This window comes from Paenibacillus zeisoli (assembly GCF_003994465.1).
GTDB classification, from domain to species: Bacteria; Bacillota; Bacilli; order Paenibacillales; family Paenibacillaceae; genus Fontibacillus; species Fontibacillus zeisoli.
This window is the reverse complement of sequence record NZ_RZNX01000006.1, coordinates 166557-192941: the sequence shown is the minus strand read 5'-3', so window position 1 is coordinate 192941 and position 26385 is coordinate 166557. Positions and strand designations below refer to the sequence as shown.

Genomic DNA, 26385 nt, shown 5'->3' with positions numbered 1-26385 from the left:
TTCTTTACATATCCAGGCTCTTCTCTTCCCTTGGCTCCTGTCCCTTGTCAGATGAAGACCTGCGGAATAATTTCTTCCTGATCGAATCGAGCAGCTCGTAGATGACGGGAACAACTACGAGTGTCAGAATGGTAGAAGTCGTTAACCCTCCAATGACAACGACCGCGAGACCTTTGGAGATCAGCGTTCCATGAGACAGTCCCAGCGCCAGTGGAATCATAGCGACAATTGTAGCTCCGGCAGTCATAATAATGGGACGAAGCCGAACCCTGCCAGCTTCGAGTAACGCGTGTCTGACATCATAACCGCCCTTCATTAATTGCTGTGCCCGGTCAAGAAGGACAATCGCATTCGTGACTACGATCCCGATCAGCATCATGAAGCCGATTAGCGAGGTAATATTAATGGCTTCACGTGATATTAAGAGGCCTAGCAATCCTCCAATTACAGCTAGAGGCAGTGAGAATAGAATGGCGAAAGGTGTGCTGGCATTACCGAAACACAGCACCATAATCAAATATACGATGGCAATAGCCGCACCCATGGAGACGAACAGCTGACTAAAGTTCTTCGCAATTTCATCGGTTACCCCACCTGCGCTGGAAGATACCCCTTCTGGAAGCTCAATGGCATCCAGTGCAGCCGCAACCTTGGAGCTTACCGCAGCTTTATCCGGCGAGTCGATGGATGCCGTGATGCTGACAACCTGCTTCTGCTTCTCACGCTGCAGCGCAATGGGAGCTTCCACCTTTTCAATTTTGGCAACTTCGTTCAAATATACGATGTCACCTGAAGAGGTGCGCAGTGGAATTTTGCCCAGCTGCTGAATAGAGTCCTTATCCGCTGAGGAGAGCTGAACCTCTACCGTATACAGAATGTTGTCAAAACGAATGCTGCCCATCTCCGTCTGTTCAATCCAGCTGCGGACCGTATTTTGGATGGCTGATGTACTAAGTCCGAACCTCTTGGCTTTGGTCTGCGACACGGTTGCGATAACCTGGGTTTTGGCATCTCCTAGCGTATCCTTGATATTTTTAAGCTCAGGGAACTGCTTGATTTTAGCTTTCACCTGGGCAGCTGCCTGCTCCAGCATCTTCTGATTATCCCCTGACAGAACATAGGAGAAGTCAGTTGAGCCGAGCCCTCCGCCTCCACTCGATAAGGAGTCTGGAGTCACCTCTGTTCCCTTTGGAAGCTCGGCTAGAATCAAAGCCTTATACTGTTCTTTGATCGCCTTGGCGTCTGCATCATCATTCAGTTCTGTATTAATCTGCACCATATAGGGAAGCTGCTTATCCGTCCCTCCGTAACCGACAAGCGATTCGGTGAAATTAAAGATTGGGTTCCCTTGATCGTCTTTCGCCTGCTTCAGCAAATTCTCAACCTGCTTCGATTGGGCATCCGAGCTCTCTATTGAGGTGTTATACGGCAGCTTGATCGTGAAGCTGAGCTGGCGCCCGGCTTCGCCGTCAGACATGTTATTCACAGCAAGACTTGGAATGGTAATGAACAGAGTCACAACAAACACAATCCCAGATAACAGAAGCGTCTTGATACGGTGGTTCAGACACCAGGTCAGAATCTTTTCATAAAAAGCAGCCGTTCTGCCGGTCTCCTCCTCATTATGCGTTCCCAGATTGACGCCCCGCAGAACCATCAGCTTGGCCATTAGAGGTATGACCGTAAGCGCCACAAGCAGCGATGCCATAAGAGCACAGGCTACAGTCAAGGCAAAAGGCCTAAAGAACTCACCAATCATTCCGCTAACAAAGGCAATGGGAAGAAATACACCTACTGTCACCAGCGTAGACGAGGTGATCGCCATGGAGACCTGACTTACAGCGAGGAGAAGAACCGATTGATTTCTCTCTTTAGCTTTTTGAAGATTCGTATAGATGTTCTCAATAACTACGATGCTGTCATCCACAATCCGGCCAACTGAGATGAATATACCTCCAAGTGACATGACATTTAGCGTGAGACCGAGATAGTTCATCATGATAAAAGTAATCAGAATCGAAAGAGGGATGGATACCAGCACAATTGCCGTCATCCTAATGTTGCGAAGGAACAGTAGGATGATCAAGGAGGCAAGCACGACACCAATAATTCCTTCGCGCAGCAGGCCGCTGATCGATTCCCGCACCTCATCCGCACTGTCATATACCTTCTTGAACGTGATGTTCGGATGGGCAAGCTCCCATTTCTCCAGAAGGGAATTGGTCTCATTGGAGAATTCTACAGCGTTGGCGGTCTGGGTTTTATATAGATTAATCCCGATTGCAGGCTTGCCGTCAACTCGGGAAATGAACTCCGACTCCGTTACGGCCTTGATCTCCGCCAGATCCTTAAGTGTAAGAGACTGTCCTTGACTGGATACGAGCTCCAAATGGTTCAAACTGTAAATACTATCGAGTTCTCCCGTAACCCGCACCATCTGCGTATTTCCATCCAGCTTGATGGTTCCCACTGTCCCCGAGGCCAGCGAGGCCTGAATGGCGGCGGTAACGTCCGCAGGAGCAAGGCCATAAGCATTTAGCGCATCGGCCTTCAATTCAATATCGAGCGAGGTCCTTCTCGCTCCGATCGTATCGATATGGTCGACTCCTTTTACAGAGGAGAATCCCGACTTCATCTCGCTTTTATACAAGTTATCCAGGTCTGATTGACTCATCCCTTTGTCCGCATAAACGGCTAGATAATAAGCAGGGATAGAGGCAAATCCCAAGGTCGATACGATCGGTCTAGAGGCTTCCATAGGAATCGGAACTCCCTGGATCAAGCTATCCAGGTCCTGTTTCTTCTGGTCGAGATCCACACCCTGGGTGAACTTCACCATTACCTCGGAGCCCGTATCACTTGAGGTGGAGCTGATCGTCTCTATACCCTCAACATTGGCAATTTTGTCCTCAATGGGCTTGGATACCTGACTCATAACATCTTCGGGAGATGCAGAATAAGCAGTAGACACTACCATATATGGAAATGATACGTCCGGCATATTCTCAAGCTTAAGCGACCCTGCGGAATAAAAACCCGCACCGAACAGAATCGCAATCATAATCAACATGGCCGAAGCTTTATTCATGGAGAATCGTATTAGGCCTTTCAAACAGTTACCTCCTTTAACTTTAATGTTTATCCAGAGCGAGTCCCATGATAACCCAGCAATGTAAACTGAATATTTCCTGAATATTTCCTAAATCTTTCCATAAACTTAACTCCAATAATTAGTATCGATTTAATAAGCCAGAGACCCTATAATATAGTTAGGAACAAAGGGATTCTCATCATAATTCGGGGGTAAGATATGAAACGAATTAAGTCCAAACTTCTGTATGTAATTCTCTCAGTTTCCGTTCTGCTTCTATTAGTTCTACTTGTCCTGAAATTAAACACGAATCATTCATCGGAGGTCTCCATTTCAAAGGAAGCCGCCAACAGACCTGAACAGATAAAAATCATGGTTGATGATACACATTACTCTTATATCAAGGCTATATCCGAACAATTTGAGAACCAGTACGGCATTAAAGTTAATATTATTTCTATGGACTTCAACCTTCTATATCATCGTATAGAGAAAAGTCTGAACCAATCCAATACAGATCTAGATTTAATTCTTGTAGATACCGTATGGACCCCAGAGTTCGCGAGGGCCGGCTATTTAGAACCGTTGAGAAACTATGCCCAAAGCAATCTCAGAGATAAAATAATTCCTATCGCATATGATCAACGAATAATAAGCAACGACCTGTATGCGCTTCCTGAACTATATGCCTTTCCACTTTCTATCGAGGAAAAATTTCTATACTATAATGAGAAATTGCTGAAGAGTGCCGGTATCTATGCGCCCCCAAGTACTTGGGAAGAGCTTAGCGAGATGACGCAGTATATGCGGGATAAGGGTCTGATTGACCACGGTATGATCTGGGGCTGGTCCCCGGGAGAAGGCTTGGTCTGTGATTATACGCTTCTGTCGAATGCCCTTGGGGTGCAGTCCAAGGATGTGAATGGACACTGGATTTTTGATCAAGGTAAAGGTGTTACAGCATTAAGCTTTATGGCACACTCACTGGAAAGCGGCTTATCTGATCCCTTATCTTTGAGATTAAGTGACAGAGAGGCTGTGAAGAAATTTGCTGAGGGGAAGACGCCCTTCATGATCGGATGGGCTTATGCGGATAAGATGCTGAATCAGAAGGCTGATTACAAAATGTCTCTTGTACCTGGGTTCAAAGGTTATCAAAAGAGTTCAACGGTAACGGGCGGTGGTGCACTAAGTATTACCCGAACCTCAAGACATAAAGATTGGGCATGGAAGTTCATCGATCTGATAAACAGCTCCAGAGAGCAAATATCACCGAAAGACTATATTGGAAGTATCCCCGTCTGGAATGATCAGATCTCATATTTTGAGAACTCCGACAAATATCTGAATCGTAATCTGATGACCGAGCAGTTCGAATATGCGATTAACCGTCCAACTATGTCCTCCTATGTAGAATGGTCAAATATCATGCAAACCTCTATTGATTCAGCCTTAAACGGGAAGTTGACGGCTAAAGAAGCTCTAAATGAAGCCAAACATAAAGTCCTGCAGCAAGAGATTAAATAAAAATTTCATCCTTCGAAAAGCAGAAAGGGTGTTCCTAAGCAGTTACAACCTAACTTAGGAACACCCTTCTATTATTTATATCTTGGATTTGTATCAAGAACATTTGATTGAGGTTTTCTCCTTATATTCGGAGGGCGTGATGCCATAATATTTTTTGAACACCTGACCGAAGTATTTACCATCCATAAAACCTACGTTATTAGCAATTTCCTGCACGGTATGACGTTGGCTGCTGTTCAGCATTTCTTTGGCTTTTTCCACGCGCAGCACGGTTAAATACTCATTGAAGTTTATCCCTTTCTCTTTCTTAAACAGACGACTGACATGACTTGCAGACACATGGAACGTATCCGCAATATACTGAAGATTCAAAAGGGCATCAGAATAGTGGGTATCTAAATACAAAATAATTCTGTCACTTAAAGATCTAGCCCTCTCTACTTCCTTTCTCCGGTTCATTTCATCGCATACTCGAATTATAATTCGGCTGATCACGGAACAGTACTCATTAAAAGTACGCAGTCCCGTAATCTCGGTGATGGCCTGAGTGATTTGATTCTTCGCTTCCCCTTGGGGAACGTGCTTGGACAGCCCAATAAGGAAATCAAGACAGCTGTTAAGTGCTGCGCTCTTGTTCCGTAACGCCTTGATATTTGAGGCAAAAACCTCCCAATAGAATTTGGCCTCATTATAATCGCCTTCCAGAATAGATTCAGTCAGCCGAGGATCCATGAGAGTATTCACTTGTGCGATAGCGCTTCCAGAAAACGGTTCAGGTTTGTGGAGTCCCCAAAACAATTGAATATCCAGCATTTTCAAAGCCTGTTGAAAGGAATCGCAGATTTGCTCCATACCTCTAAAGCTGGATCCAATCCCCACACTTACTTGTTTCTTCAGATAAGTACTCACGTTCTCCAGGCACAGGGTTGTGGCTTCGAGCACCCGTCTCTGCATAATAATCTCTTGAATACTAGCATCTGTCTTCACAACAACTACACTCTTGCCTTCAAAATTGACTATTGTTGTATTCATATCAAACAAGCGGTAGGTCTCTGTAACTATATTATTAACTGCGAATTGATAGATAGAAGCATATTCTGCATAGGATGGATCGGAAGCTTCATATAACTCGAACACAACGATCTGACCACTGGTGACCTTGATTCCGCATTCTTTCATTTTCTTAACTGTATTCTCAAGCTCCCGATTTCCATTGACGATCAGATTCATAATCATACCCGATTCCAGAATATCAAGATTCTCCCGCTCAGCATCCCCGATCATCGGCGTATGACTTTGCATTTTGTCAATCGCTTTAAGAATACACGCCTTCAGATCGGCGATTTCTATCGGTTTGAGTAAATAATCAAAGACCTGATGTCTCATTGCCGTCCGGGCAAATTCGAAATCGCTATAACCGCTTAATAATATGGTAATGATGTCAGGGTATTGTCCCCTTATATATTCAGCCAGCTCAAGACCGTTCATTCCGGGCATCTTGATGTCCGAGATCACAATATCGGGTCTTACCTTCTCAATAACTTCCTTACCCTCCTGTCCATTAGAGGCTGTTGCAACCACGGTACAGTTCATTTCCTGCCAGTTCACCTTCTCACTAAGACCCCGGCTTACGATAGCTTCATCATCCACAATCACGATTTTATACACCCGCCAGCTCCCCCTTCTCTTCAGATCGGTAAGGATCGCCCGGATATTTCACTATGGGCAAAATAATCTCAATAATCGTTCCACTATTCTCGGCACTGACTATGGTTAGTCCATATGGCTCGCCAAACAGCATTTGAATTCGCTTGTGTACGTTCTTAAGACCGTTCCCGGTTCCTTTCGCACTTCCCGGATTCTCTTCACCATTAGACTGAAGCAGAACTATTCTCTTGTTCTCCTCAATCCCAACACCGTCATCTATGACACGTAGTTTAACGTAATTCGAATCCCGGACTCCAATGATGCTTAAATGGCCTGTGCCTATTTTATTCTCCAGACCATGAACGAACGAGTTCTCCACAATCGGTTGAAGGACAAACCTTGGAATGTACAGCTCCTTAAGCGAATCCTCAATGTGGATAGCAATCTGAATTTTATTCTCAAAACGGGTCTTCTGTATCGATAAATAGGCATTAATATAATCCAGTTCCGATTGAACAGGTATCATGTCTTTACCATCAACCAGATTGGATTTGAGTAGATGGGCCAGGGACACGGCAACATTCTCGATCTTCTTGTTCTCTCCGTACATAGACAGCCACCGAATCGTATCCAGCGTGTTATACAAGAAATGCGGGTTAATCTGAGCCTTCAACGCTCTAAATTCCGATTCTCTCTGGGCAAGCTCTTTTTGATAGACTTCAGAGATTAAATAGTTAATCTTGTGCATCATCCGGTTAAAGCTGCGCCCAAGCCTGCCGAACTCATCTCTACGTCTGATATCCACCTTCTGATCGAACTCATCGGTCTCCACCTGATCCATCACCTTCTTCAAGTCATGCAGCGGAGCGATCAAATGCTTGGTGCTGAGCCATGTGAGCACTACTCCAACCAGCACTCCAATGAGACCAATGCCAATAATCCATTGCCCAATCAGCTCCGTGCCCTTTGAAATTTCCTTCAAGGGAACCAGGGATACGACTCGCCAATTCGCCTGGTCAGAGACATAAGTGGTGAAGAGCATCTTACCGAAGGGCTCAACTTCGAGAAGAGTCGGGACACCCACGGCCTTGTCCTTGGCTTTGGTCAGAAGATCCTGCGCATTGATCTTCGGATCCTCACTGCTGCTGACCAGTAAGTTATCCTTCTCATCAAAAACTAAACTGTACCTGGAAGTCTCGGACTGCAGCCGTTGCTTCAAATAGTCGTCCTGAAGCGAAATGGTGATGTATCCGAGCATCTTTAACGAATCCCGCTGCCTTATGGCACGTTCGACATAAATCACTCCGTTATTAACCCGCCAAGTTATTCTTCCTACGGTATCATACCGCTGTTTTCTCAGCTGGGATTGAACATCATCTTGGATGTTGGGATTTCCTGATGGGTTGTAATTCAGCTTCACCAGGAAATCCTCGGTGTTGAACAAATACACCGATTCAAATTTATCTGTGGAGTACATGACTTTGGCCAGAAGGACCTGTTCAAGCTGTCTGCGTTGTTCATAAGACATCATCTGGCTCGCCTGAAGCATCGTCTGAAGCTCCGCATCCTGCGAAATACTGTCCATAAGCTTGCCCATATAGGAAATAGCATCATCCATATTCTCACTCATAAATTGGACCTTTTGAGCATCATTTGATTGGGCGTCCTTCAAATGAAAGTTAAAAGATACGATATAAGTGACCATATCGATGATGCTAACTACAAAGATTAACATAATTACAACCATAGTAATCATCTTACGTTTCACGCTTGAAGATAAGTAAGTTCGCAGTGAATGCTTCATCGTCCGGTAGCTCCTTAGAACGTAAGGTGATAAGTATCTCTATATAAATCTCATACTATCAAAAATGTGATTTTTCGGGTAATTGTAATCTTTTACATCACGCCTATTAAGTTAGATGAATTCAGGCCGGACATTCACAATAGAACGTCCAGCCTGTTCAGCGTTCCACCTGCAGACTCTCTGTGTCAGGCAATCCCAGCAGAGGCTTTGGACTTGAGCATTCGTGAGATGGCGAGTGCTGCAAGTATAATAATTAGTCCCCGTACGATAGGCTGCACGAACGATGAGATATTAAGCAGGTTCATTATATTCATAACGACGGCAAATATCAGTAGTCCGATAAAGCTGCCGCCTATCGTTCCGCGTCCACCTGTTAAGCTCGTTCCGCCAACAATAACGACGGCTATGGCCACCAATTCAAACTGATAACCCGAACGCGGCTCACCCATTCCAATTCTGGAGGTAATCAGCATACCTGCAAGCGCAGCGAGTACCCCACTAATGATATAGACCCAGATTTTAACGCGCTTCACGTTAATTCCGAACAGCCGCGAGGTCTCCTCGCCCCCTCCAATGGCTAGCACGTGTCTTCCAAACGGGGTGTGATTAAGAACCACATATCCAATAATAAAGACCACAACCACATAAATAGCAGGAAGAGGAATACCAAGTACACTACCATTTGCTAGATACGAAAAGGCTGGTGTAATGTTTCCGAGAATAGGTCCGCCATTCGTATACCAAAGTGTTACTGCCCGGAAAATAGCCATCGTTGCGAGTGTAGCCATAAACGGTTCAACCCGGAATTTAGTAAGGACAATCCCATTGATTGCGCCAATCACCGCTCCGATCAACAATACGAGCACAAGGATTCCTGCTAGTCCTAACTGCTGCGAGTTAGCACTTACAACGGCTGCCAAGGCCACGATAGAACCTACCGAAAGGTCAATTCCGCCTGTGAGAATTACCAGGGTCATCCCTACGGCAATCAGAGCACTTTCGGCGCTGAACTGAAGCAGATTCATTAAATTGCTGTACGTCAGGAACTTATCAGACAGAAATGTTCCCACAATCATCAACACAACAAGAGTTGCTAAGGGTAGATAGGTTCTGAGTTTTTTCATCATTTCACCTCTTGTAAAGCGTATTCCATAATTTTCTCTTCCGTTGCTTCACTTCGGTCCAGCTCACCCGTGATCGTTCCACCCGAGAAGACCAGGATGCGGTCGCACATCCCCAGAAGTTCCGGCAGTTCGGAGGATACGATAATCAGGGACAAATCTTTATTTAACAGTTTGTTAATTTCCTGATAGATTTCCATTTTGGCACCTACGTCAACTCCCCGCGTAGGCTCTTCGAGAATAAGAATCTTATATTTGTCCAGAAGCCATCTACCGATCAAGGCTTTCTGCTGGTTGCCTCCGCTTAAGCTGCGGATAGGGGTCCTGATATTTTTCGGCCTCACCGACAGCTGCTCTACCAGTTCGTTCGCTTGCTTCACTTCTTTGGATCGATTGACGAGCCCATTCTTCCTGAACTTCTTCAACGAAGTGATGGACATATTGGCTCTTACGCTTAAATTGAGAAACAGCCCCTGTGATTTACGATCCTCTGGAACAAATGCGATGCCCCTTGAGATGCATTGACGCGGGTTCTTCGGTGAGAACGGCTTCCCGTCAAGCGTAATTTGACCTGAGTAATGTTTTACGAGTCCAAACAGTACTTTAGAGATAATATTACCGCCCGATCCCGCAAGTCCCGCGATCCCAAGGATCTCCCGTTTTTTCAGACTAAGGTTAACGTCATGTAGAACACCTGGAAGATGGAGGTCCTGAACCCGAAGCACTTCATCGCCGATGGTCTCCGTATTCACAGGGTAATATTCCTTAAGCTCACGCCCGATCATCAGCTGAACCAATCTCGTCTCGTCGGTATCTCCTATGTCCAATGTCTTTACGTGCTGTCCGTCCCGCAATACGGTTACCCGGTCAGCCATCGCGAAGATCTCTCTGAGACGGTGGGAAATGTAAATGATCGTCACATTTCTTTTGCGCAGCTCGGCGATCGTCTTGAACAGCACCTGCAGTTCATCCTCATTCAGATTCGCGGAAGGCTCATCCATAATTAACAGCTCCGCTTTGAACGAGACAGCCCGTGCGATCTCCACCATTTTACGTTCAGAAATGCTGAGATCTTCCATCTTCTTATAGGGATCAATCTTGATATCCAGGTTATTCAGCAGTTCCTTGGCCTCCTGGTACAAGGCTTTCCACTGCAGTAAGGTGCCTTTGCGAGGTTCTCTGCCCAGATAAATATTCTCTGCAACAGAAAGTGCGGGAATCTCCTGAATTTCCTGGAATAACGTGCTTACACCGCTACTCTGGGCCATATAAGGGGATAAGAACTGAACGGTCTGGCCCTTGAAATGAACCGTTCCCTCTGAAGGAAGATGAACGCCGGACAGAATCTTGATCAGGGTGGATTTGCCTGCCCCATTCTCTCCGACGATGGCATGAAACTCCCCTTCATGGATCTTTACATTAATATCTTTAAGTGCATAATTATTGCCAAATTGCTTGGAGATACCGGCTAGTTCGAGTATAACGTTATCCATATGATTTCCCTCTTTATCCGTATTTGTAGGTCTACTTATTGTTCTTCGAGGCAGAGAATATGACAGCCCCCAGAATAATGAGTCCTAAAATAAACTGTTGAATATAAGGATTCATGTCAAGGAAGACTAGTAAGTTAAACAGCAAACCCGAAAGTAACGCGCCCAAGAATGCTCCCCAAATGCTGCCTTTACCGCCTGACAAGCTGGCCCCGCCTACAACAACCGCGGCTATCGCACTCAGTTCCATACCTGTTGCCCCGCTGTTGCCGGACATCGGCTGGTAAGCACCTGTTCTTGAAGCAATCAGTAGGCCGGCGATGGCGGCGAATAGACCGGACAGCACATAGACGATCAGCTGTACACGATTCACATGAATGCCGGAGTTATGAGCGGCAATCCTGTTGGACCCCACACTGTAGACCTGTCTGCCAAATACGGTTTTGTTCAGAATGATGAAGCCGATAATATACAGAACCAGCATGATAATCACCGGGTATGGAATTTCGCCCAGATACCCTCCGCCAATCTCAAGGAAGCTATCGCTGGCATCTCCGCTAATCCCTTTTCCCTTTGTCATGTAAAGGGTCGTGCCGTCAATGATAACTTTGGTGCCTAAGGTAACGATAAAAGGCTGCAGCTTTCCATAAGTGATGAGCAGGCCATTCATCAGCCCGAAGAACATTCCCAGGGCCAGAACAATGATAACAATCATGCCCGTGGACATATTCTGCTGAACCAGCATAATGGAAGCTAAGCTTACGGCCTGCATGATCGAACCAACCGATAGATCAATTCCCCCAATCAGTACCGTCAGAAGCATCCCGATCGATACGATGGCCGGATATGAGATCTGCCGAAGCAAATTCGAGGCGTTGTAGGAAGTGAAGAATTCCGGCGAGAATATAGGAGAGATTGCCGTAATCAGGACGATAAAAAGCAGCAGCAAAGTCTCTTCCTGTTTGAACAGTGAACGTGCCTTCTGAATAGTAGTTTCCATCTGCCTGAGTCCCCTTTTATGGATGCAACAAATATGGCTTTGCATCAGCAAGTGTTGCAAAGCCATAGCAGCTTCAAAATTGAGCGTTCTAATTTATTACAAGATTAATCTTGGTACCAGTTACATACATAAGGATGGTTCGTAAGCGACTCCGGTCCGTCCTTGCGGATAACTACTGTATCTTCTACACGGGTTCCAGCATATCCAGGAATCAACAAGGTGATTTCGAAGGCAATGGTCTGATTCTCAACCAGAACGTCCTGGCTGTCTGGACCTACTACTGGAATTTCCTCCTCCGGATCCATACCTGTAGAGTGAGCACAGCCGCGGCCTTCTCCGGCCATATGCGGATAACCTTCACGTTTGAGCACTTCGTTAGCAGCCACATCCGCTTCAGCCCCGGTCATACCCGGTCTTAGTGCAGACATCCCCGCTCTCCAAGCTTCCAGACAAGTATCAAGCAGACGTTGTTTCTCAGGGTCAACTTTACCGTATGCCACACCGCGGGCCATGTCAGAAGAATAGCCATTGTATCTGCAGCCGATATCGATCAGGATGGTATCGCCTTTTACAATTTGACGGTCACGCGGACGTGCCAGGAAGAAGTCACCGGAGTTAGGGCCCGATTGAACCATCATGTCAAAAGATACGGTGTCTGCGCCGCTCGCAAACATGTGTGCCATCGCTTGACGGGTAACTTCTCTCTCCGTCAGTTTCTCGGTTGCCAGCAGCTCATGAATTTTCTCAATCCCCATATCTGCAAGGCGGCCTGCCACCTTCATGTTGCGGATTTCAGTTTCACTCTTGATCGATTTCAGGTATTCGATAATGTTGGTCTTCTGAAGTACAGATTTCGGATTCAAACTGTCCTTGATGATCTCATAGAACTCAAGTGCGCAGTATTTCGAACCGCTGAGGCCGATCTTTGCAGAAGGCTTGCCCTTCTGGAAGTCCTTCAGTACATTGCCGAGTTCTTGACGGATTCCTCTTACATCTGAGAACCAAGTCTCATCCTGAGCGTAGGAGACCAGACTTCCTTCAGCGAACAAAGTCGGCTCACCATCGAGTGGAATGAACACCATAGCTGGATAAGGGAATACCCCATCAAATGCCCGGTAGTTAGCCAACCAGCGAACGTTACTCATCCGATAAGAGTCGGAATATACGAGCAATCCATCGAGCCCTTCAGCTTCCATCTTGATTCTTGCCTTTTTCACACGCTCTTGATATTCAGCCACCTGTATCTCTTGCATAGCATCCTCGAAACCCATTGTAATTCCTCCTAAGTTCAAATTTTGGTTGTATGAATCTGTGTCAGGTTAGTCCTTAGAACGTTGATTTCGGATCGTAATATTTATCTACATTGGATTTATCAATAACCGGGGAGTCCAGAATGACACGCTTTTGAATTTCTTTGCCGTTAGCCGCATCAATTGCCAGCTTCACAGCCGTCTCAAAACTCCATTCATTCTTCACGGTCATCATCAGCTCATTCGTATTCTTGATTTTCTCCAAGGCTTCTTTCTGGGAGTCCATGCTGACCACCTTGATTTTGTCCATCCGGCCAGCTTTCTTGATTGCCTCAATTGCCCCTAAAGCCATCTCGTCATTTTGAGCAAAGACTACGTCAATATTACTGTTCGCCTGCAAAATATTCGTCATGACCTGCATCGCTGGCAGACGTAACCATTCTCCAGACTGCTCAGCTACAATCTTGATGTCCGGATACTTTTTGATCTCAGGCATAAATCCTTTCGTACGCAGCTGGGAATTGGTGGATTCTACAACGCCATTCAGAATTACCAGATTTCCTTTGTTGCCTAGCTTGTCCGCAATGTACTTGGCTGCCTGCTGTCCCATCAATACTTCATCCGAAGCGACAAAAGTCGTATACGGAATTTTGTCATCTTCCGGAACCCCGGAAGCAGCGATGATGAGCGGTATCTTCGCCCGATCGGCTTCTTTGTAAGCCGGGTAGATCGCATTACCGGAAAGGCTGCTTACGATGATTGCGTCAACCTTACGGGCAATCAAGCTTTCAATGTTAGCAATCTCCTTACTTGCATCCCCTTGTCCGTCTGTTACAATGAGTTCAACTCCAAGATCTGCGGCAGCCTTCTTCGCTGTATCCACATTAGCGATCCGGAACGGGTGATTCATGACAGTCTGCGAGAAACCGATTACAATTTTCTTTTTGCCATCTGAGCCACCTGAAGCCTTAGAGTCCTTAGCTTCACCACAGCCGGTAACAACCAGAGTGAACATCATCAGAAAAACTAGCATTTTCACTGCACTCTTCTTCATTTTCCTGCGCCCCCTATAAATATATTTGGTCTTGACTGATTAACTGGAACATCATTCAACCTATTTATAAAGGTTGACACATTCACCCCCATCGCGGCAGGAACGAAGTAAGCTTGCTTGCTTGTTCCTCTTAAGTTGGTGTTGCTCTGTGGCTATGAACTGATTATATCCTCTCTCTTACCGCCGTAAGGGTTGAAAAAAGTGACATCAAGGTCGAAACTTTTGATTAGCTACTCAGCATGGAACAGCCGTAATGTATAGGGCGTTCCAATTAACATAACCACTTACTGACCTCCGGATGGATGAATCATCCCCCTCTCTCCAACACAAACCAAAAAGCCACTTCTATGAAGTGGCTTTGGACTTTAACTAACAAGACGAACCCTGTAGGCTCAGTGTATTCTGTTCTTATCGAGCTAAGCTCGCACCGGCTCATTCCACGCTAGGGTCAGGCTTCGATCCTTATGCTTGATCGTGATCGACTCCCCTTCAAGAAGCGTATACTGAACGCCTTCCCCATCTACGAGGATCTCCAGTAGCGCGCCCTGATTAACAATTTTGAAGCGGTAGCTCTCCCACTGCTTGGGCAGCACCGGATTAAATACCAGCATGCCATCAATCAGGCGCATCCCGCCAAACCCGTTCACAATCGACATCCATGAACCGGCCATCGCTGCGGTATGCAGGCCGTCCTTCGCATTCTTGTTGATATCATCCAGATCCATACGAACTGTGCGATCGAAGTAAGAATAGGCATTCTCAAGTTCTCCAATCTCGGCGGAAACAATGCTGTGAATACAAGGCGACAAGGACGAGTCATGCGTAGTTAGCGGTTCGTAATAGTTATAATTCCGAACCTTCTCCTCCAAGGTGAACTTGTCTCCAAGCAGGAACATCGCAAGCACAAGATCAGCCTGCTTCAGCACCTGGTGACGATAGATCACAAGCGGATGGAAATGGAGCAGCAGCGGATATTTGTCCGCAGGTGTGTTCTCGAAGTCCCATTTTTGCTTACTGAGGAAGGTGTCGTCCTGGGCGTAAATATCCAACTCCTCATCATAAGGAACGAACATTTTATTCGCTGCCTCTAACCAGACTTTCATTTCCTCGTCCGTAAGGTTAATGCGGCTGCACAGCTGTTTAAATTGATCCGGATATTCACTTCGCAGAAGCTCCGCGGTCTGATAAGCATAGTTCAGCTGATCCTGAACCATAAGATTCGTATACGCATTGTTATTGACAATCGCAGTATATTCATCCGGACCTGTCACCGCATCAATACAGAAGGCACCGCCTTTGGCAGGATTGAAATGTCCCAGATCCACCCAGAAACGTGAAGTCTCGAACAGGATTTCAGCTCCTTTGCTGACCAGGAATTCCGTATCCCCCGTTGCAAGTACGTACTGCTTGATCCCGTAAGCAATGTCTGCATTAATATGAGCCTGGGCGGTGCCGGCTGGAAAGTATGAAGAGTTCTCCTCCCCGTCAATGGTTCTCCACGGATAGAGGGCTCCCTTCTGGGACATTACGGCTGCCCGCTCCCTCGCCTTGTCCAGTGTGGAATAGCGAAATTCCAGCAATGAACGGCTGATCTGCGGCTGTGTATACGTGAAGAAAGGAAGCATGTACATTTCCGTATCCCAGAAATAATGACCTTCATACCCCTCTCCAGTCAAGCCCTTTGCACCAATATTGGTCAATCCATCACGCCCTACCGATTGCAGCAGCTGAAACGCATTGAACCGAATCCCCTGCTGAAGGGCGGGATCGCCGTTAATCTCTACATCAGCATGTCTCCAGAATTCTCCCAAGAAAGCGGTCTGCTCCTGAAGGAGAGCCTCGAAGCCCGTAGCCGCCGCCATACCAAGAACCTGCTCGGTCCTTTCAAAGAGTTCAGCTTCCGGATAGTCCTTAGATGTGTGGTAAGAGATGTACTTCGTTAGGGAAGTGCTGTCCCCCTTGAGCAGGGGAACCGCATATTCCACCGTAAGGCGTTCCTCTTCCTTCTTCCCAGTTACAGCTACCTCATGGCCTGCATTTGAGCTTAACCCATGGCTCATCGCCGTTACTAACGCAAACTGCGTATGCCGGGTACGCTGCTTCATGATCGCGAATTTCTCTGAATGCTCCATGCTTTCCATAATCAAGCTTGGCAGCGCACTCCCTGCACCCAGACGCGGATCATCCGTCGCCTCCTGCTGAGCAATCCTGCCATCCATAGCCGAAGATAAGGTCACTGTTCCTTCAAAATTAAGCGCCGTAACCTCATAATCCACGGCCGCCAAATGCTTATGGGCAAGCGGTACCAATCTGCGGATTCGGATCCGCACCTGATGGCCAGCCGGAGATTCCCAATCTACCTCCCTCAGGAGATAGCCCATCTTCATATCCAGCTCACGCTTGTAACTGAGGACCCTGCCTCGGTTAAGATGGAACTGCTCTCCCTCTACTCGAAGCTGGATAATCTGGGCATTGGTCACATTCAGCATCGCTTGGTTGCGTGAAGGATAGCCGTAGGCCCCCTCAGGATATACAATCGGTTCCGAATCATAGAAACCGTTCAGATAGTTCCCGGTAACCGAAGTTCCTTCGCTGCCATGAAACCCTTCCTCGAAATTTCCGCGCATTCCAATATAACCATTACCAGTAGCGAACAGACTCTCACTTCTCTGGTTGTTCAAATCATCATAAGTATCTTCACCCAGGCTCCAGTCCGCATAAGGATAGAGAGGCTCCGGGTGTTCGTATGGTTTCATCTTCATCTAGCTGTACGGCCTCCTTGTCTTCCTTCCTTGATATCTGTAGCTGAATCCATATCTGCTTACTTCATTATCCCTTAACCGATCCACCCATCAAGCCTCTTACAAAATACTTCTGCAGCAGGAAGAAGATCGCGAGCGGCATCAGCATCGAGATGAATGCTGCTGACGTTAACAAGTGCCAGTCGTTGCCTCTGGAACCTACAAGGTCCGCAATCTTCATGGACATGACCTGAACACCTGGCTGGTTGCCGATAAAGATCAGCGATACAAGATAATCGTTCCACACCCACAGGAACTGGAAGATGCCAATCGACGCGAGCGCCGGTACAGATAAAGGCAGAATAAGCTTGCTGAAGATTGTAAAATGATTCGCACCATCCATAAATGCGGATTCGAACAAATCCTTCGGAAGCTGGCTGATGAAGTTGTACATGAAATACGTCACCAGCGGCAGACCAAAGGCGGTATGAGCCAGCCATATGCCGAGGTAGCTTCCGTTTAGGCCAAGGGAAGTATAATCCTTAAGCACAGGAATCAGGGCGACCTGTATAGGAATAACCAGCATCGCGATGATAATCACGAACAAGGTCTTGCGGCCCGGGAACCGGAGCCAAGCGAAAGCATATGCGGCAAAAGAAGCGATCAGCACCGGAATAACTGTGGCCGGTACAGCAATAGTTAGTGTATTCCAGAATGCCTGGGACAAGCCGGTACCCTTCTCTGTCGTTTCACTGCCGTCTGCATTCTTAAGGGTATATTCCTTACCTGTAATGACGTTGTTATAGTTATCCAAAGTCAGATCTGTGCTGGTTACCCAGCCCTGCTTCTCGATGCTAATGACCCGGGCTCTGCGGTTCTCCCAGATCAGACGGTTCCCATCTACCTCTACACCCGCTTTTAGCTGGTCGTCGGTATAAGTCTTGCCGTTAACCTCAATCGGCCCGCGCAGATCCACGTCCTTGGGAAGCTTAATGGTGTCCCCGGCAGCCTTCCACTCCTGATGGGGCAGCACCTTCCACCAACCTGTGCTAAGAATATCTGCAGCAGGCCGGAAGGATGAAATCAAGAGCCCCAAAGTAGGAAGCAGCCAGATTAGACAAATGAAGCCCAGTACGATGTTAACGATCCACTTGCCGCTTTTTCTTTTCTTCTTGAAGGCCATTTAGAATCCCCCCTGCTTGCGGAACTGACGCAAATTAATAAAGATTACAGGCAGGACAGCAATCAACAGCACGATGGCCAGCGTAGAACCATAACCGAAATTCCGGTACATGAAGAACTGCCGGTAGAACTGCGTTGCCACTACCTCTGTATCGTATTGACCCCCCGTCATCACCATGACGACGTCAAATATTTTCAGCGTAAAGACGATAATCGTCGTTGTGACCGTCAAAATCGTTGTGGAGATAAACGGAATGATAATGCGGAAAAATATTTTGATCTCGCCAGCTCCATCGACACGTGCGGCCTCGAGAATGTCATCAGGCACCCCTTTGATCGCCGCGGAGAAAATGACCATGGCAAATCCGGTTTGCATCCATATCAAGATAATAATCAGGAAAAAGTTATTCCACGGTTGCAGCATACTTGCCCATGCTTGCGGCTCACCGCCAAGCGCGACCACAAATGCATTCAGCAGACCAATCTGCTCATCACCAGGTTGGTAGTAATAGACGAACTTCCAAATGACACCGGCTGCCACGAATGAAATAGCCATAGGCATGAAAATAATAGATTTCGCGATTTTCTCATAGCTGCTTCGATCTGCAAGAATAGCAATCAGAAGGCCAAAAGCTACACAGGCCAGTGTTCCCACGAACACCCACAACAGATTGTTGCGAAGTGCCGTCGCCATCAGATGATCACTAAAAATAGCGACATAGTTCCCCAAGCCGACAAATTTATCGGACGAAGCATTAAAAAAGCTCAGGTACAGCGTTCTTATCGCAGGCAGTACAAGCAACCAGCCTAGTACAATGACGGCAGGTCCTATAAATATAAAAGGTAATATTCTTCTGCGGACATAGTCTGGATACTGCTCGGCTGCCCAGCTCAGGGTGTAATAGATCAGGTAAACGCCCAGAACACCCCAAAGGACCGCAAGAACCGCAGTAAGCAGCGGGTTTAATGTCGAGTCACGAAAAAACTTAAAGATCAGGCCATTAACGACAATATTGGCGAGCAATACGCCAAAGGACAACAACACCGCCCTCATGCTGATTCTTTGCTTGGCTTGTGCATCCATAATTGATCCTCCTCAAAGTTTTGCGAAGCAAAACTCTCATCGTAAGCATAAACTAAGTTTTGCAAGGCAAAACTTTCTTCGTAAGCATGAGCTTGTTTTGCGAAGCAAAACTCTCATCGTAAGCGTAAACTAAGTTTTGCGGAGCAAAACTTTCTTCGTAAGCATTTAAGAGAACAAAAAGAGGGGCGGTTCAATCACCTTTCAAGCTGCCCCTCTTCCTGCTCTAAGCTATCTAGCCGCCTATTCTGGCTTAAGATTGATTAGTTAGTTTTTCCAGCCAGCCTGAATTTGTTTGAGTGCATCGTCCAGTGTAGCTGTACCACTTACATAGTCTGTCATACCCTTCCAGAACGTACCTGCGCCTACTTTACCAGGCATCAAGTCAGAACCGTCAAAGCGAAGTGTCGAAGCCTCTTGAACCAGCTTCGCCATACGGCGATCCGATTCAGATTGGTACCAGTCCAGGGAAGCGTCATTCATAGGTGCGATTACACCACCAGATTGAACCCAAGTTTTGATAGATTCACCTGTTGTGAAGAACTGCATAACTGCACGTACTTCCGGACGGTCATTGAACATTGCATAGATATCGCCCGCTACAAGTACTGGTTTGCCGTATTTCTCATCGATTGGCGGTAGGTAGAACCAGTCGTAGTCTTGATCGACTTTAGCTGTTGTAGGGAAGAAGCTGGTAATAAAGTTACCCATCAGGTTGAACCAAGCTTTTGGAGGGTTATCGAACATTGGTTTTGGAGCATCCCCGAATGCTGTAGTTACAATCGACTTCGTTCCGCCGTATACGTAGTCTTTGTTCATCCAAATTTTGGACATTACGTCAACGGCATGCTTCACCTCAGGAGAAGTGAATGGAAGCTCGCCTTTTACCCATTTATCGTAGTTCTCAGGTGTAGTTGTACGCAGCATGATGTTCTCGATCCAGTCCGTAGCAGGCCAGCCTGTAGCTGCACCACTCTCAATACCGATAGCCCATGCCGGATCTCCGTCCTTGGCAATTTGTTCAGTCAAAGCCATCATTTCATCCCAAGTTTGCGGCACTTTGTATCCGGCTTCATCAAATTGTTTCTTTGGATACCACACTAAGCTCTTCACGTTACTGCGGTTCCAGATCCCCGCCATGATCTTGCCGTCTTTGCCGTCCATCATGGACATATCTAGCCAGCTTTGGTTGTAGTTCTTCTTCATCTTGTCCTGATCCAGCACGTTGGTCAGGTCAACAACTTTACCTGTCTTGGCAATCGAATTTAGAAGACCTGGCTGCGGGAAGTCGGCAATGTCCGGAGCGCTTCCGCCGTCAACACGGATGTTGATGGTGGCTTCAAATTCCTTGGAGCCTTCGTATTGAATATCGATCCCTGTTTTGTCTTCAAAATCCTTAATGCTGCTTTCAAATTTCTTCTGGTCCGCGTCCACGAATGGTCCGAACATGGTTACTTTTGTACCTTTATATTCACCTTTCAACGCCTTATCCAGTTCAGCACCTGCTGCTGCAGTGGTTGTCGTGGTAGTGGTGTTGTTATTATTGTTATTCGTATTCGTAGAAGCCGCAGGATCTGTTGGGCCGCCACCACTTCCGCAAGCGCTGAGCATCATGGTTAAAGATAAGCAGGCTACCATAAGTAGTGAAGCTTTTGTTTTTCCTGTCTTTTTCATCTTCGTACACATCCCCTTATTATTTGATAAAGAATAGCAGTGACATTCTTCCTTCTGTCGGTCCAAGACCGGTCTGCCGGATCACCTCCTTACAAGGCTGTTCAAGATGGATCATGAATTATCTTCATAATGAGCTAAATACCATCAATTTAATATAGCGCTTTCACGAGTTCTGTAAAAAATAAACTTACTGTCTATAAAAAACAAACTTAACGATAAATCAAAGTACCACCTTAATGCTAAATCCTATAAATAGCACTTCAATCGACGGACAATTATGTCTTAAGTGCTCCGAATGAACTTTTTTTGAAAAGCTTTTCAAAAAGGCTGATATCGTCCATCATTTCTCACGGGATGACTCTCTGACAATCAGCTTGTGATTCATTCGTTCTCTCACGATCTCTACTGTTCCTGTAGTGACAAGTTCGTGCAGCTTCTCCGCAGCCCTGTAGCCCAATTCGTAGGTTGGCTGTGCAATCGTCGTAAGCTTTGGAACAAACATCCCCGCCATTCGAATATTATCGAATCCTACAACGGACACCTGGCCTGGAACAAGAATGCCTCTGTCCTTCAAATACGAGATCGTCCCCATGGCAAATTCATCGGCGACACAGAACACGGCTGTCAGCTCCGGGTAATCTGTAAATAATTCATGTGCAGCCTGATAAGCATGCTCAAAACGATGGGCCGCATATTTGATATTGCAGGAATTTCGCTCCAGTCCAAATTCAGTGAGCGCCCTTACAAACCCTTGATAACGCGGGGGTCCCGAGATGGAATCATTGTGATTGAAACCGATCATCCCTATCTCTTGATGGCCAATCTCGATGAGGAACTTTACCGCATCATAGGCAGCAGCCTCATCGTCAATCTCCACACAGGGAACATCAAATTCATCAGAATGGGACGAGACCAGCACAAACGGAATTCTGCATCCAACCAGCTTCTCGTAATACTCCGGGTACAGCACGTCACTCGCGAATACGACTCCATCCACCTGCTTCTCGTGAAAGTTGTCAATGTAAGAGAGCAGCCGGTTCTTATCCCGGTCTGTGTTGCAGATCATAAGACTGTAACCAAGCTTAATGCATGCATCCTGCATTCCCCTGATCACTCCGGCAAAGTACAAATTCTCAATATCCGGGATAAGCAGGCCCAGCGTAAATGATTTCTTATAAATCAAACCTCTGGCGAAAGAATTGGGTTGATACTTAAGCTTCTCTACAGCCTCCAATACGCGGATACGCTTGCTCTCTACGACCGATTCCGGGGTGTTCATCACACGAGATACTGTGCTGATCGATACATCCGCCATCTTGGCTACATCTCGAATTGTTGGCTTCATGATCATAACTTCCTTCTTTTTGAGAACCTTTTCAAAGTGATTATAACAAGGTGAAATTGTAATTGGCAAGACTTTTTTTGAAGCGCTTTCAAAGTACCCTTCCGTCTACTATTTTTGCGATTATATTACCGGCCTTTTTGGCAGTTCATCACCCTATGATTCTTTTAAATTATTATAACAACCGTTCCATAAGAATGTCTCGAACTCCAACCAGCCTGCTTATTCGGTAAGCTGCCTGGAATGGACAAAAAGATCCGCAGCCTTTAGCAGCCAGCGGATCCTTTGTTCATTTACTATGAATCTCGTATTGTTAATTCCTTTGCTGTTACAATTTCTTTATTGTATTCCCTTTACCCCGTTGTCTGTTCCCCGGTGAAACATCTTGCCAAACACCTTTCTAAGGTAAGGAAGAACATAGAAGTCAGCTCCGAATTTACCAGCATTGGCACCTGCTACGACGATGAAGATTCCTAACATGATCATCCATGGGTTAGTGCTTACAGTTCCCGCATACACGAACATGAAGTTCATTAACAATCCGAAGAATGCTGCTGCTGCTGTTAGACATCCAAGGATGAGTCCAAGTCCTACCAGGAATTCACCCAGTGGAATTAATATATTAAACAACTTGGCATTGGGGATGGCGAAATGATTCAGGAACGCTACGAAGTTCGGATACACCAGATCACCTGTTGCTTTATCCATAACCGGCTTAGCTACCGCACCTTTCAGGAAGCCACTTGCATCAAATCCACCCGTTAATTTATGCCAACCTGCGTTAATCCATTCCCAGCCAACATAGATCCGAACAATAACCAACAGGACCGCTGCAATCTTGTTTTCTCTTAACCATTTAATCATCTTAACCATCTCCCTGTTCTTTATGTCTTTATTGTAGGGCCGCCAAGGAGGTCGTACTGTGATATACCTCACACTTTTGTGATTTTTTTCACATTTAATTTTAAATAGATTTATTTCTTCAAAAAAGCAGCTTCGGCAAGTGTTTTCACCGAGCTGCTTATTAGAATTTACCTATCTACAGTATCGATACTATCTCTAGATCGTCTGTATACTTCCGCCCTCAAATGAACTGACTTCGGCCTGGGCTTGCTCCAATTCGTCCAGGCTTCTGATGAACTCTAGACCGATTCCTCTCTCTTCCAACTCATACTCCAGCATATCCAGAGTATTGAGTCTGCGGATTAACGAAGAGGTACGATTATCCCCGTTATTCACCAGAGTCTGAATGTGCCCCGCACAAGACTTGTCATATACCCCGTGAAGGGGATAGCTTACCCCGCCAATCCACGGAATTGCGGCCTCATAACCCGCCTGCTTACGCTCAAGTAGCAGTGAAGCCGCCTGGGCGGATATATAAGGCATATCGCTGCCAACGGCCCAGATACTCTGATGTGAGGAAAGGCTGAATCCTGCATACATCCCTCCCAGAGGTCCTCTTCCTCTGTAAAAGTCGGTAATAATCCGTATGCTCGGATCGAGAATTTTCAGAAAAGGTCTCGGGTCTGGAGTAGCGACGATGATCTCCTCGCATATTTGCAGCATCTCTCTGACTTGGGTTTGAATCAGCGGTTCACCCTGGTAAGGAAGAAGCGCCGCCATTTGACTATCTCCCTGTGTGTCGGAACTGCCTGCCAAGATCAATCCCGTTAACATTATATCTCCTCCTTCATTCAGATAAACGGTAAGTCCTTTCTTGGCTTAAGTCCAAAAAAGGCATAAACCCTGGTGTAATTCCAAGGGATTATGCCGTACACCTTCATTCATCTTCTAATTCTATTGACCGAAAAATACGGAAATTTCCCGTTCTGCGTTCTCGGGGCAATCTGACCCGTGAATCACATTGGCTTCTACTGAGGTTCCATAATCTCCCCTAATCGTGCCGGGTGAGGCTTCAGCAGGATTGGTAGGCCCGATCATACTTCTTGAGAGCTGTACAGCATTCTCAGCTTCCCAGACCATAGCGAACACCGGACCTGATGTAATATAGTCGACCAGTTCCTGAAAGAACGGCTTTGCACTTAAGTGGGAGTAATGCTGCTCAGCCATGGCGCTGCTCATTACCAACTGCTTAGCATGAATCAACTTGAATCCTCTGTGCTCAAAGCGGCTCATGATATCGCCAACGATTCCCCGCTTGGTGCCATCCGGTTTTACCATTACAAATGTCTGTGTGACTGCCATATGCTCATCTCCTTCGGATACTTTCTCATTTTAGTTCGTCTAGAATCCCTCATCTGTGCGCTAGGTCACAGCTTCTTCAGCATGCGACTCGGGCGCCAGCGCACAGCAAGCTGCCGCCCCATTCGGGAGAATCCCCCCAGATCGGGCTCAATTAACCACTTAGTTAATCGCCGTGTCTGCGGCAAAGCAAGGATAACCGTAATGGTCAGTATTGCTGCACCCAGAATGACAAGATCGGCTGGTTGACGAACATATTCATAAAGCCCTAAACGGATCCCACTTCGTATGAACAAGCCGTGAAGCAGGAAGACATAGAGGGTTCTGGAGCCCAGATTTGTAACTATCGAACGCTTCTGCGGGATGAAAGCCAGAAAAGTCAGGCTTCCCGCAGCCTGGAGCAAATACCAGCCGATCCGTGACAGGGCTGCAGTAGTTCCCCCTGTGCCCATCTCAGCATAAGTGAATTTCCCGTACAGCCAATCGGGAGTCCCATGCCAGGCCAGCAGGGATACCACAGCAAGAAGAAGTATAGACAGCGCCCCCTGCACAAGACGGCTTGATCCGCTGGATAAGACCAGCAGCTTTCTTGGATGCACGGTATAACCGGCTGCGAAGAAAGGCAGAAATACAAACAAGCGGGATAAGCTGAGCCAGGAGCCGTCACCGCCCAGATAACCGGCAACTACACCTAGAGCCATGGATATAAGAACAGGATGCTTGATGTTCAAAGCACACATAATCCGGAGCAGAACGCGCCAGCCGATATGCGCAACTAAGAACCAAAGCATGAGGTAAGGAATAAAAAAGGAATGCTTCTGCTGAGGAACCTGAAAGAATAAAACATCAACCGTAGAGTACAAAGTCTGGAATATGACGTACTGAACGGCAATAGAGCAAAGGGAAGCCCATCCATTTCGGCCAAGCAAATTATGCCTGGAGAAATATCCAGTCACAAACGCGAACAGTGGAATATGGAATATAAAGATCCAGGCATGCAGATTCTCCATTACCCCAAAGCGCCCCATAATAGGCTCAATCCCTGTTGCGATTACGACCAGCAGAATCAAAATAAATCTTAAATTGAGCATCCAGGTATCATAATTGACCTCTGATAAACTGCTGTCTTTCTCTTCTTGAATATCCATTTGTCATGTCTCCGTTTCTCTTCCTGGAAGAGGATTTTCTCTTTATCTCTTCTTCCAAGCCTCCTATACCCGGAGTGTAACAAACGCTGTAGACCTGCAATATGATTGAAGTCACAGCCTACCTGTGATCAACCTCATAGTTTTATCAGGGGATTTCTGCATAAAGATCAGTGGTTTCCCTGATAACGATAAATCGAAGATCACGATATGATGAATTCAGACGAAATACAAGGAGGACGAACGGATGATGACCAAACAACTAGGAAGAGAAGTAGCGACCCAAGATCAGGCACAGGGGATTCGGCAGTTTTTTTCGGAGGAGAATTTTGATAGGCTTACAAGCATTATGTATCCCAAGAATGTTCACAAAGGCTCCAACCTATTCTGGGAAGGTGACACCGCGGATTACCTGTACTATGTTCGCAGCGGCCGTATCAAAGTAACGAAATCAGCGGACGACGGCAAAGAGTTCACCCTGTATCTTCATAACAAAGGCGATCTTATCGGTTATGGGGATGTATTGTCCGAATCCGTTCATATGCTTAGTGCGGAAGCGCTTGAGAATTGTGAAGTGGGTGTTATTCAGCGCAAAGACCTTGAAGTCCTGCTCTGGCAGCATGGTGACCTGGCTGTGGAATTCATGCGCTGGCAGGGAATGACCCACATGCTCACTCAGACGAAGATGCGCGACCTTCTGATGTTCGGGAAGACTGGAGCACTCTGCTCCCTGCTCATCCGTCTGAACAACTCGTACGGCCAAGCTCACGGCAAGCATCGCCGCCTGTCGATCAAGATTAACAACACCGAGATGTCGGATATGATTGGAGCCACTCGTGAAAGTGTGAATCGTATGCTTAGTGATCTGAAGAAAGACGGGATCATTGACATCGAAGAAGGTCATATTGTGATCTACGATCTTGAGCACCTTCGTGACGTGTGTCACTGCGATAACTGTCCGGCACATATTTGCAGAGTGTAGATATAGACATGTTTTGCAACTCTTCTTGTTCCTTAAGGTCCGGTCTCATCCA

Annotated in this window: 19 protein-coding genes; 2 read left to right on the top strand and 17 right to left on the bottom strand. The window is 46.5% G+C overall.

All coding sequences use genetic code 11. The annotated features are described in order from the left end of the window. Nucleotides 1-4: 4 nt before the first annotated feature. Nucleotides 5-3112 carry an efflux RND transporter permease subunit gene (locus EJP77_RS14900; RefSeq protein WP_185897358.1) on the bottom strand — a complete coding sequence of 1036 codons (3108 nt, stop codon included), beginning with the start codon at nt 3110-3112 and terminating at the stop codon, nt 5-7. 198 nt (nt 3113-3310) lie between these two features. Between EJP77_RS14900 and EJP77_RS14895 the strand changes: the two genes are divergently transcribed. Beyond that, nucleotides 3311-4618: an extracellular solute-binding protein gene (locus EJP77_RS14895; protein WP_127200036.1), complete on the top strand. Its 1308-nt coding sequence runs from the start codon at nt 3311-3313 to the stop codon at nt 4616-4618. Nucleotides 4619-4711: 93 nt separating this feature from the next. Here EJP77_RS14895 and EJP77_RS14890 read toward each other — a convergent pair whose 3' ends face one another. The 16 genes from EJP77_RS14890 to EJP77_RS14815 form a co-directional block, all read right to left on the bottom strand. Continuing rightward, the gene (locus tag EJP77_RS14890) at nt 4712-6286 is read right to left on the bottom strand and encodes a response regulator (protein WP_127200035.1); all 1575 of its coding nucleotides are present in this window, start codon (nt 6284-6286) and stop codon (nt 4712-4714) included. Next, nucleotides 6279-8069 carry a sensor histidine kinase gene (locus EJP77_RS14885; RefSeq protein WP_127200034.1) on the bottom strand — a complete coding sequence of 597 codons (1791 nt, stop codon included), beginning with the start codon at nt 8067-8069 and terminating at the stop codon, nt 6279-6281. The genes EJP77_RS14890 and EJP77_RS14885 overlap by 8 nt, the downstream gene beginning before the upstream one ends. 185 nt (nt 8070-8254) lie before the next feature. Next, the gene (locus EJP77_RS14880; RefSeq protein ID WP_127200033.1) at nt 8255-9196 is read right to left on the bottom strand and encodes an ABC transporter permease; all 942 of its coding nucleotides are present in this window, start codon (nt 9194-9196) and stop codon (nt 8255-8257) included. Beyond that, complete coding sequence (locus EJP77_RS14875; RefSeq protein ID WP_127200032.1) at nt 9193-10683, bottom strand: sugar ABC transporter ATP-binding protein; 1491 nt, start codon at nt 10681-10683, stop codon at nt 9193-9195. The genes EJP77_RS14880 and EJP77_RS14875 overlap by 4 nt, the downstream gene beginning before the upstream one ends. A 31-nt stretch (nt 10684-10714) precedes the next feature. Beyond that, nucleotides 10715-11680, bottom strand: coding sequence for an ABC transporter permease (locus EJP77_RS14870; RefSeq protein ID WP_185897357.1), 966 nt, complete (start codon nt 11678-11680; stop codon nt 10715-10717). Between the two features lie 104 nt (nt 11681-11784). Further along, complete coding sequence (locus tag EJP77_RS14865) at nt 11785-12951, bottom strand: M24 family metallopeptidase (protein WP_127200030.1); 1167 nt, start codon at nt 12949-12951, stop codon at nt 11785-11787. 55 nt (nt 12952-13006) lie between these two features. Further along, nucleotides 13007-13984 carry a substrate-binding domain-containing protein gene (locus EJP77_RS14860; protein WP_127200029.1) on the bottom strand — a complete coding sequence of 326 codons (978 nt, stop codon included), beginning with the start codon at nt 13982-13984 and terminating at the stop codon, nt 13007-13009. Between the two features lie 416 nt (nt 13985-14400). Beyond that, nucleotides 14401-16746 (bottom strand): glycoside hydrolase family 65 protein, encoded by a 2346-nt coding sequence (locus EJP77_RS14855; RefSeq protein ID WP_221886017.1) that lies wholly within the window; start codon nt 16744-16746, stop codon nt 14401-14403. A gap of 67 nt (nt 16747-16813) precedes the next feature. After that, the gene (locus tag EJP77_RS14850) at nt 16814-17908 is read right to left on the bottom strand and encodes a carbohydrate ABC transporter permease (RefSeq protein WP_127200028.1); all 1095 of its coding nucleotides are present in this window, start codon (nt 17906-17908) and stop codon (nt 16814-16816) included. Next, entirely contained in the window at nt 17909-18991 is a 1083-nt protein-coding gene (locus tag EJP77_RS14845; RefSeq protein WP_127200027.1) for a carbohydrate ABC transporter permease, read from the bottom strand. A 264-nt stretch (nt 18992-19255) separates the two neighbouring features. Beyond that, on the bottom strand, nt 19256-20662 hold the full coding sequence (locus EJP77_RS14840; protein ID WP_127200026.1) for an ABC transporter substrate-binding protein: 1407 nt from the start codon (nt 20660-20662) through the stop codon (nt 19256-19258). Nucleotides 20663-21002: 340 nt separating this feature from the next. Continuing rightward, a complete protein-coding gene (locus EJP77_RS14835) occupies nt 21003-22007 on the bottom strand; it encodes a LacI family DNA-binding transcriptional regulator (RefSeq protein WP_127200025.1) in 1005 nt (334 codons plus the stop codon). Nucleotides 22008-22343: 336 nt separating this feature from the next. Then, the gene (locus EJP77_RS14830) at nt 22344-22868 is read right to left on the bottom strand and encodes a DoxX family protein (protein WP_127200024.1); all 525 of its coding nucleotides are present in this window, start codon (nt 22866-22868) and stop codon (nt 22344-22346) included. 195 nt (nt 22869-23063) lie between these two features. After that, nucleotides 23064-23681, bottom strand: coding sequence for a molybdenum cofactor guanylyltransferase (gene mobA / locus EJP77_RS14825; RefSeq protein ID WP_127200023.1), 618 nt, complete (start codon nt 23679-23681; stop codon nt 23064-23066). Between the two features lie 120 nt (nt 23682-23801). Further along, complete coding sequence (gene ndk, locus EJP77_RS14820) at nt 23802-24209, bottom strand: nucleoside-diphosphate kinase (RefSeq protein ID WP_127200022.1); 408 nt, start codon at nt 24207-24209, stop codon at nt 23802-23804. Nucleotides 24210-24274: 65 nt separating this feature from the next. Beyond that, the gene (locus EJP77_RS14815) at nt 24275-25354 is read right to left on the bottom strand and encodes an acyltransferase family protein (RefSeq protein ID WP_127200021.1); all 1080 of its coding nucleotides are present in this window, start codon (nt 25352-25354) and stop codon (nt 24275-24277) included. Nucleotides 25355-25601: 247 nt separating this feature from the next. Here EJP77_RS14815 and EJP77_RS14810 point away from each other — a divergent pair, with 247 nt between their 5' ends. Then, nucleotides 25602-26333, top strand: coding sequence for a Crp/Fnr family transcriptional regulator (locus tag EJP77_RS14810; protein ID WP_127200072.1), 732 nt, complete (start codon nt 25602-25604; stop codon nt 26331-26333). The last annotated feature ends 52 nt before the right edge of the window (nt 26334-26385 follow it).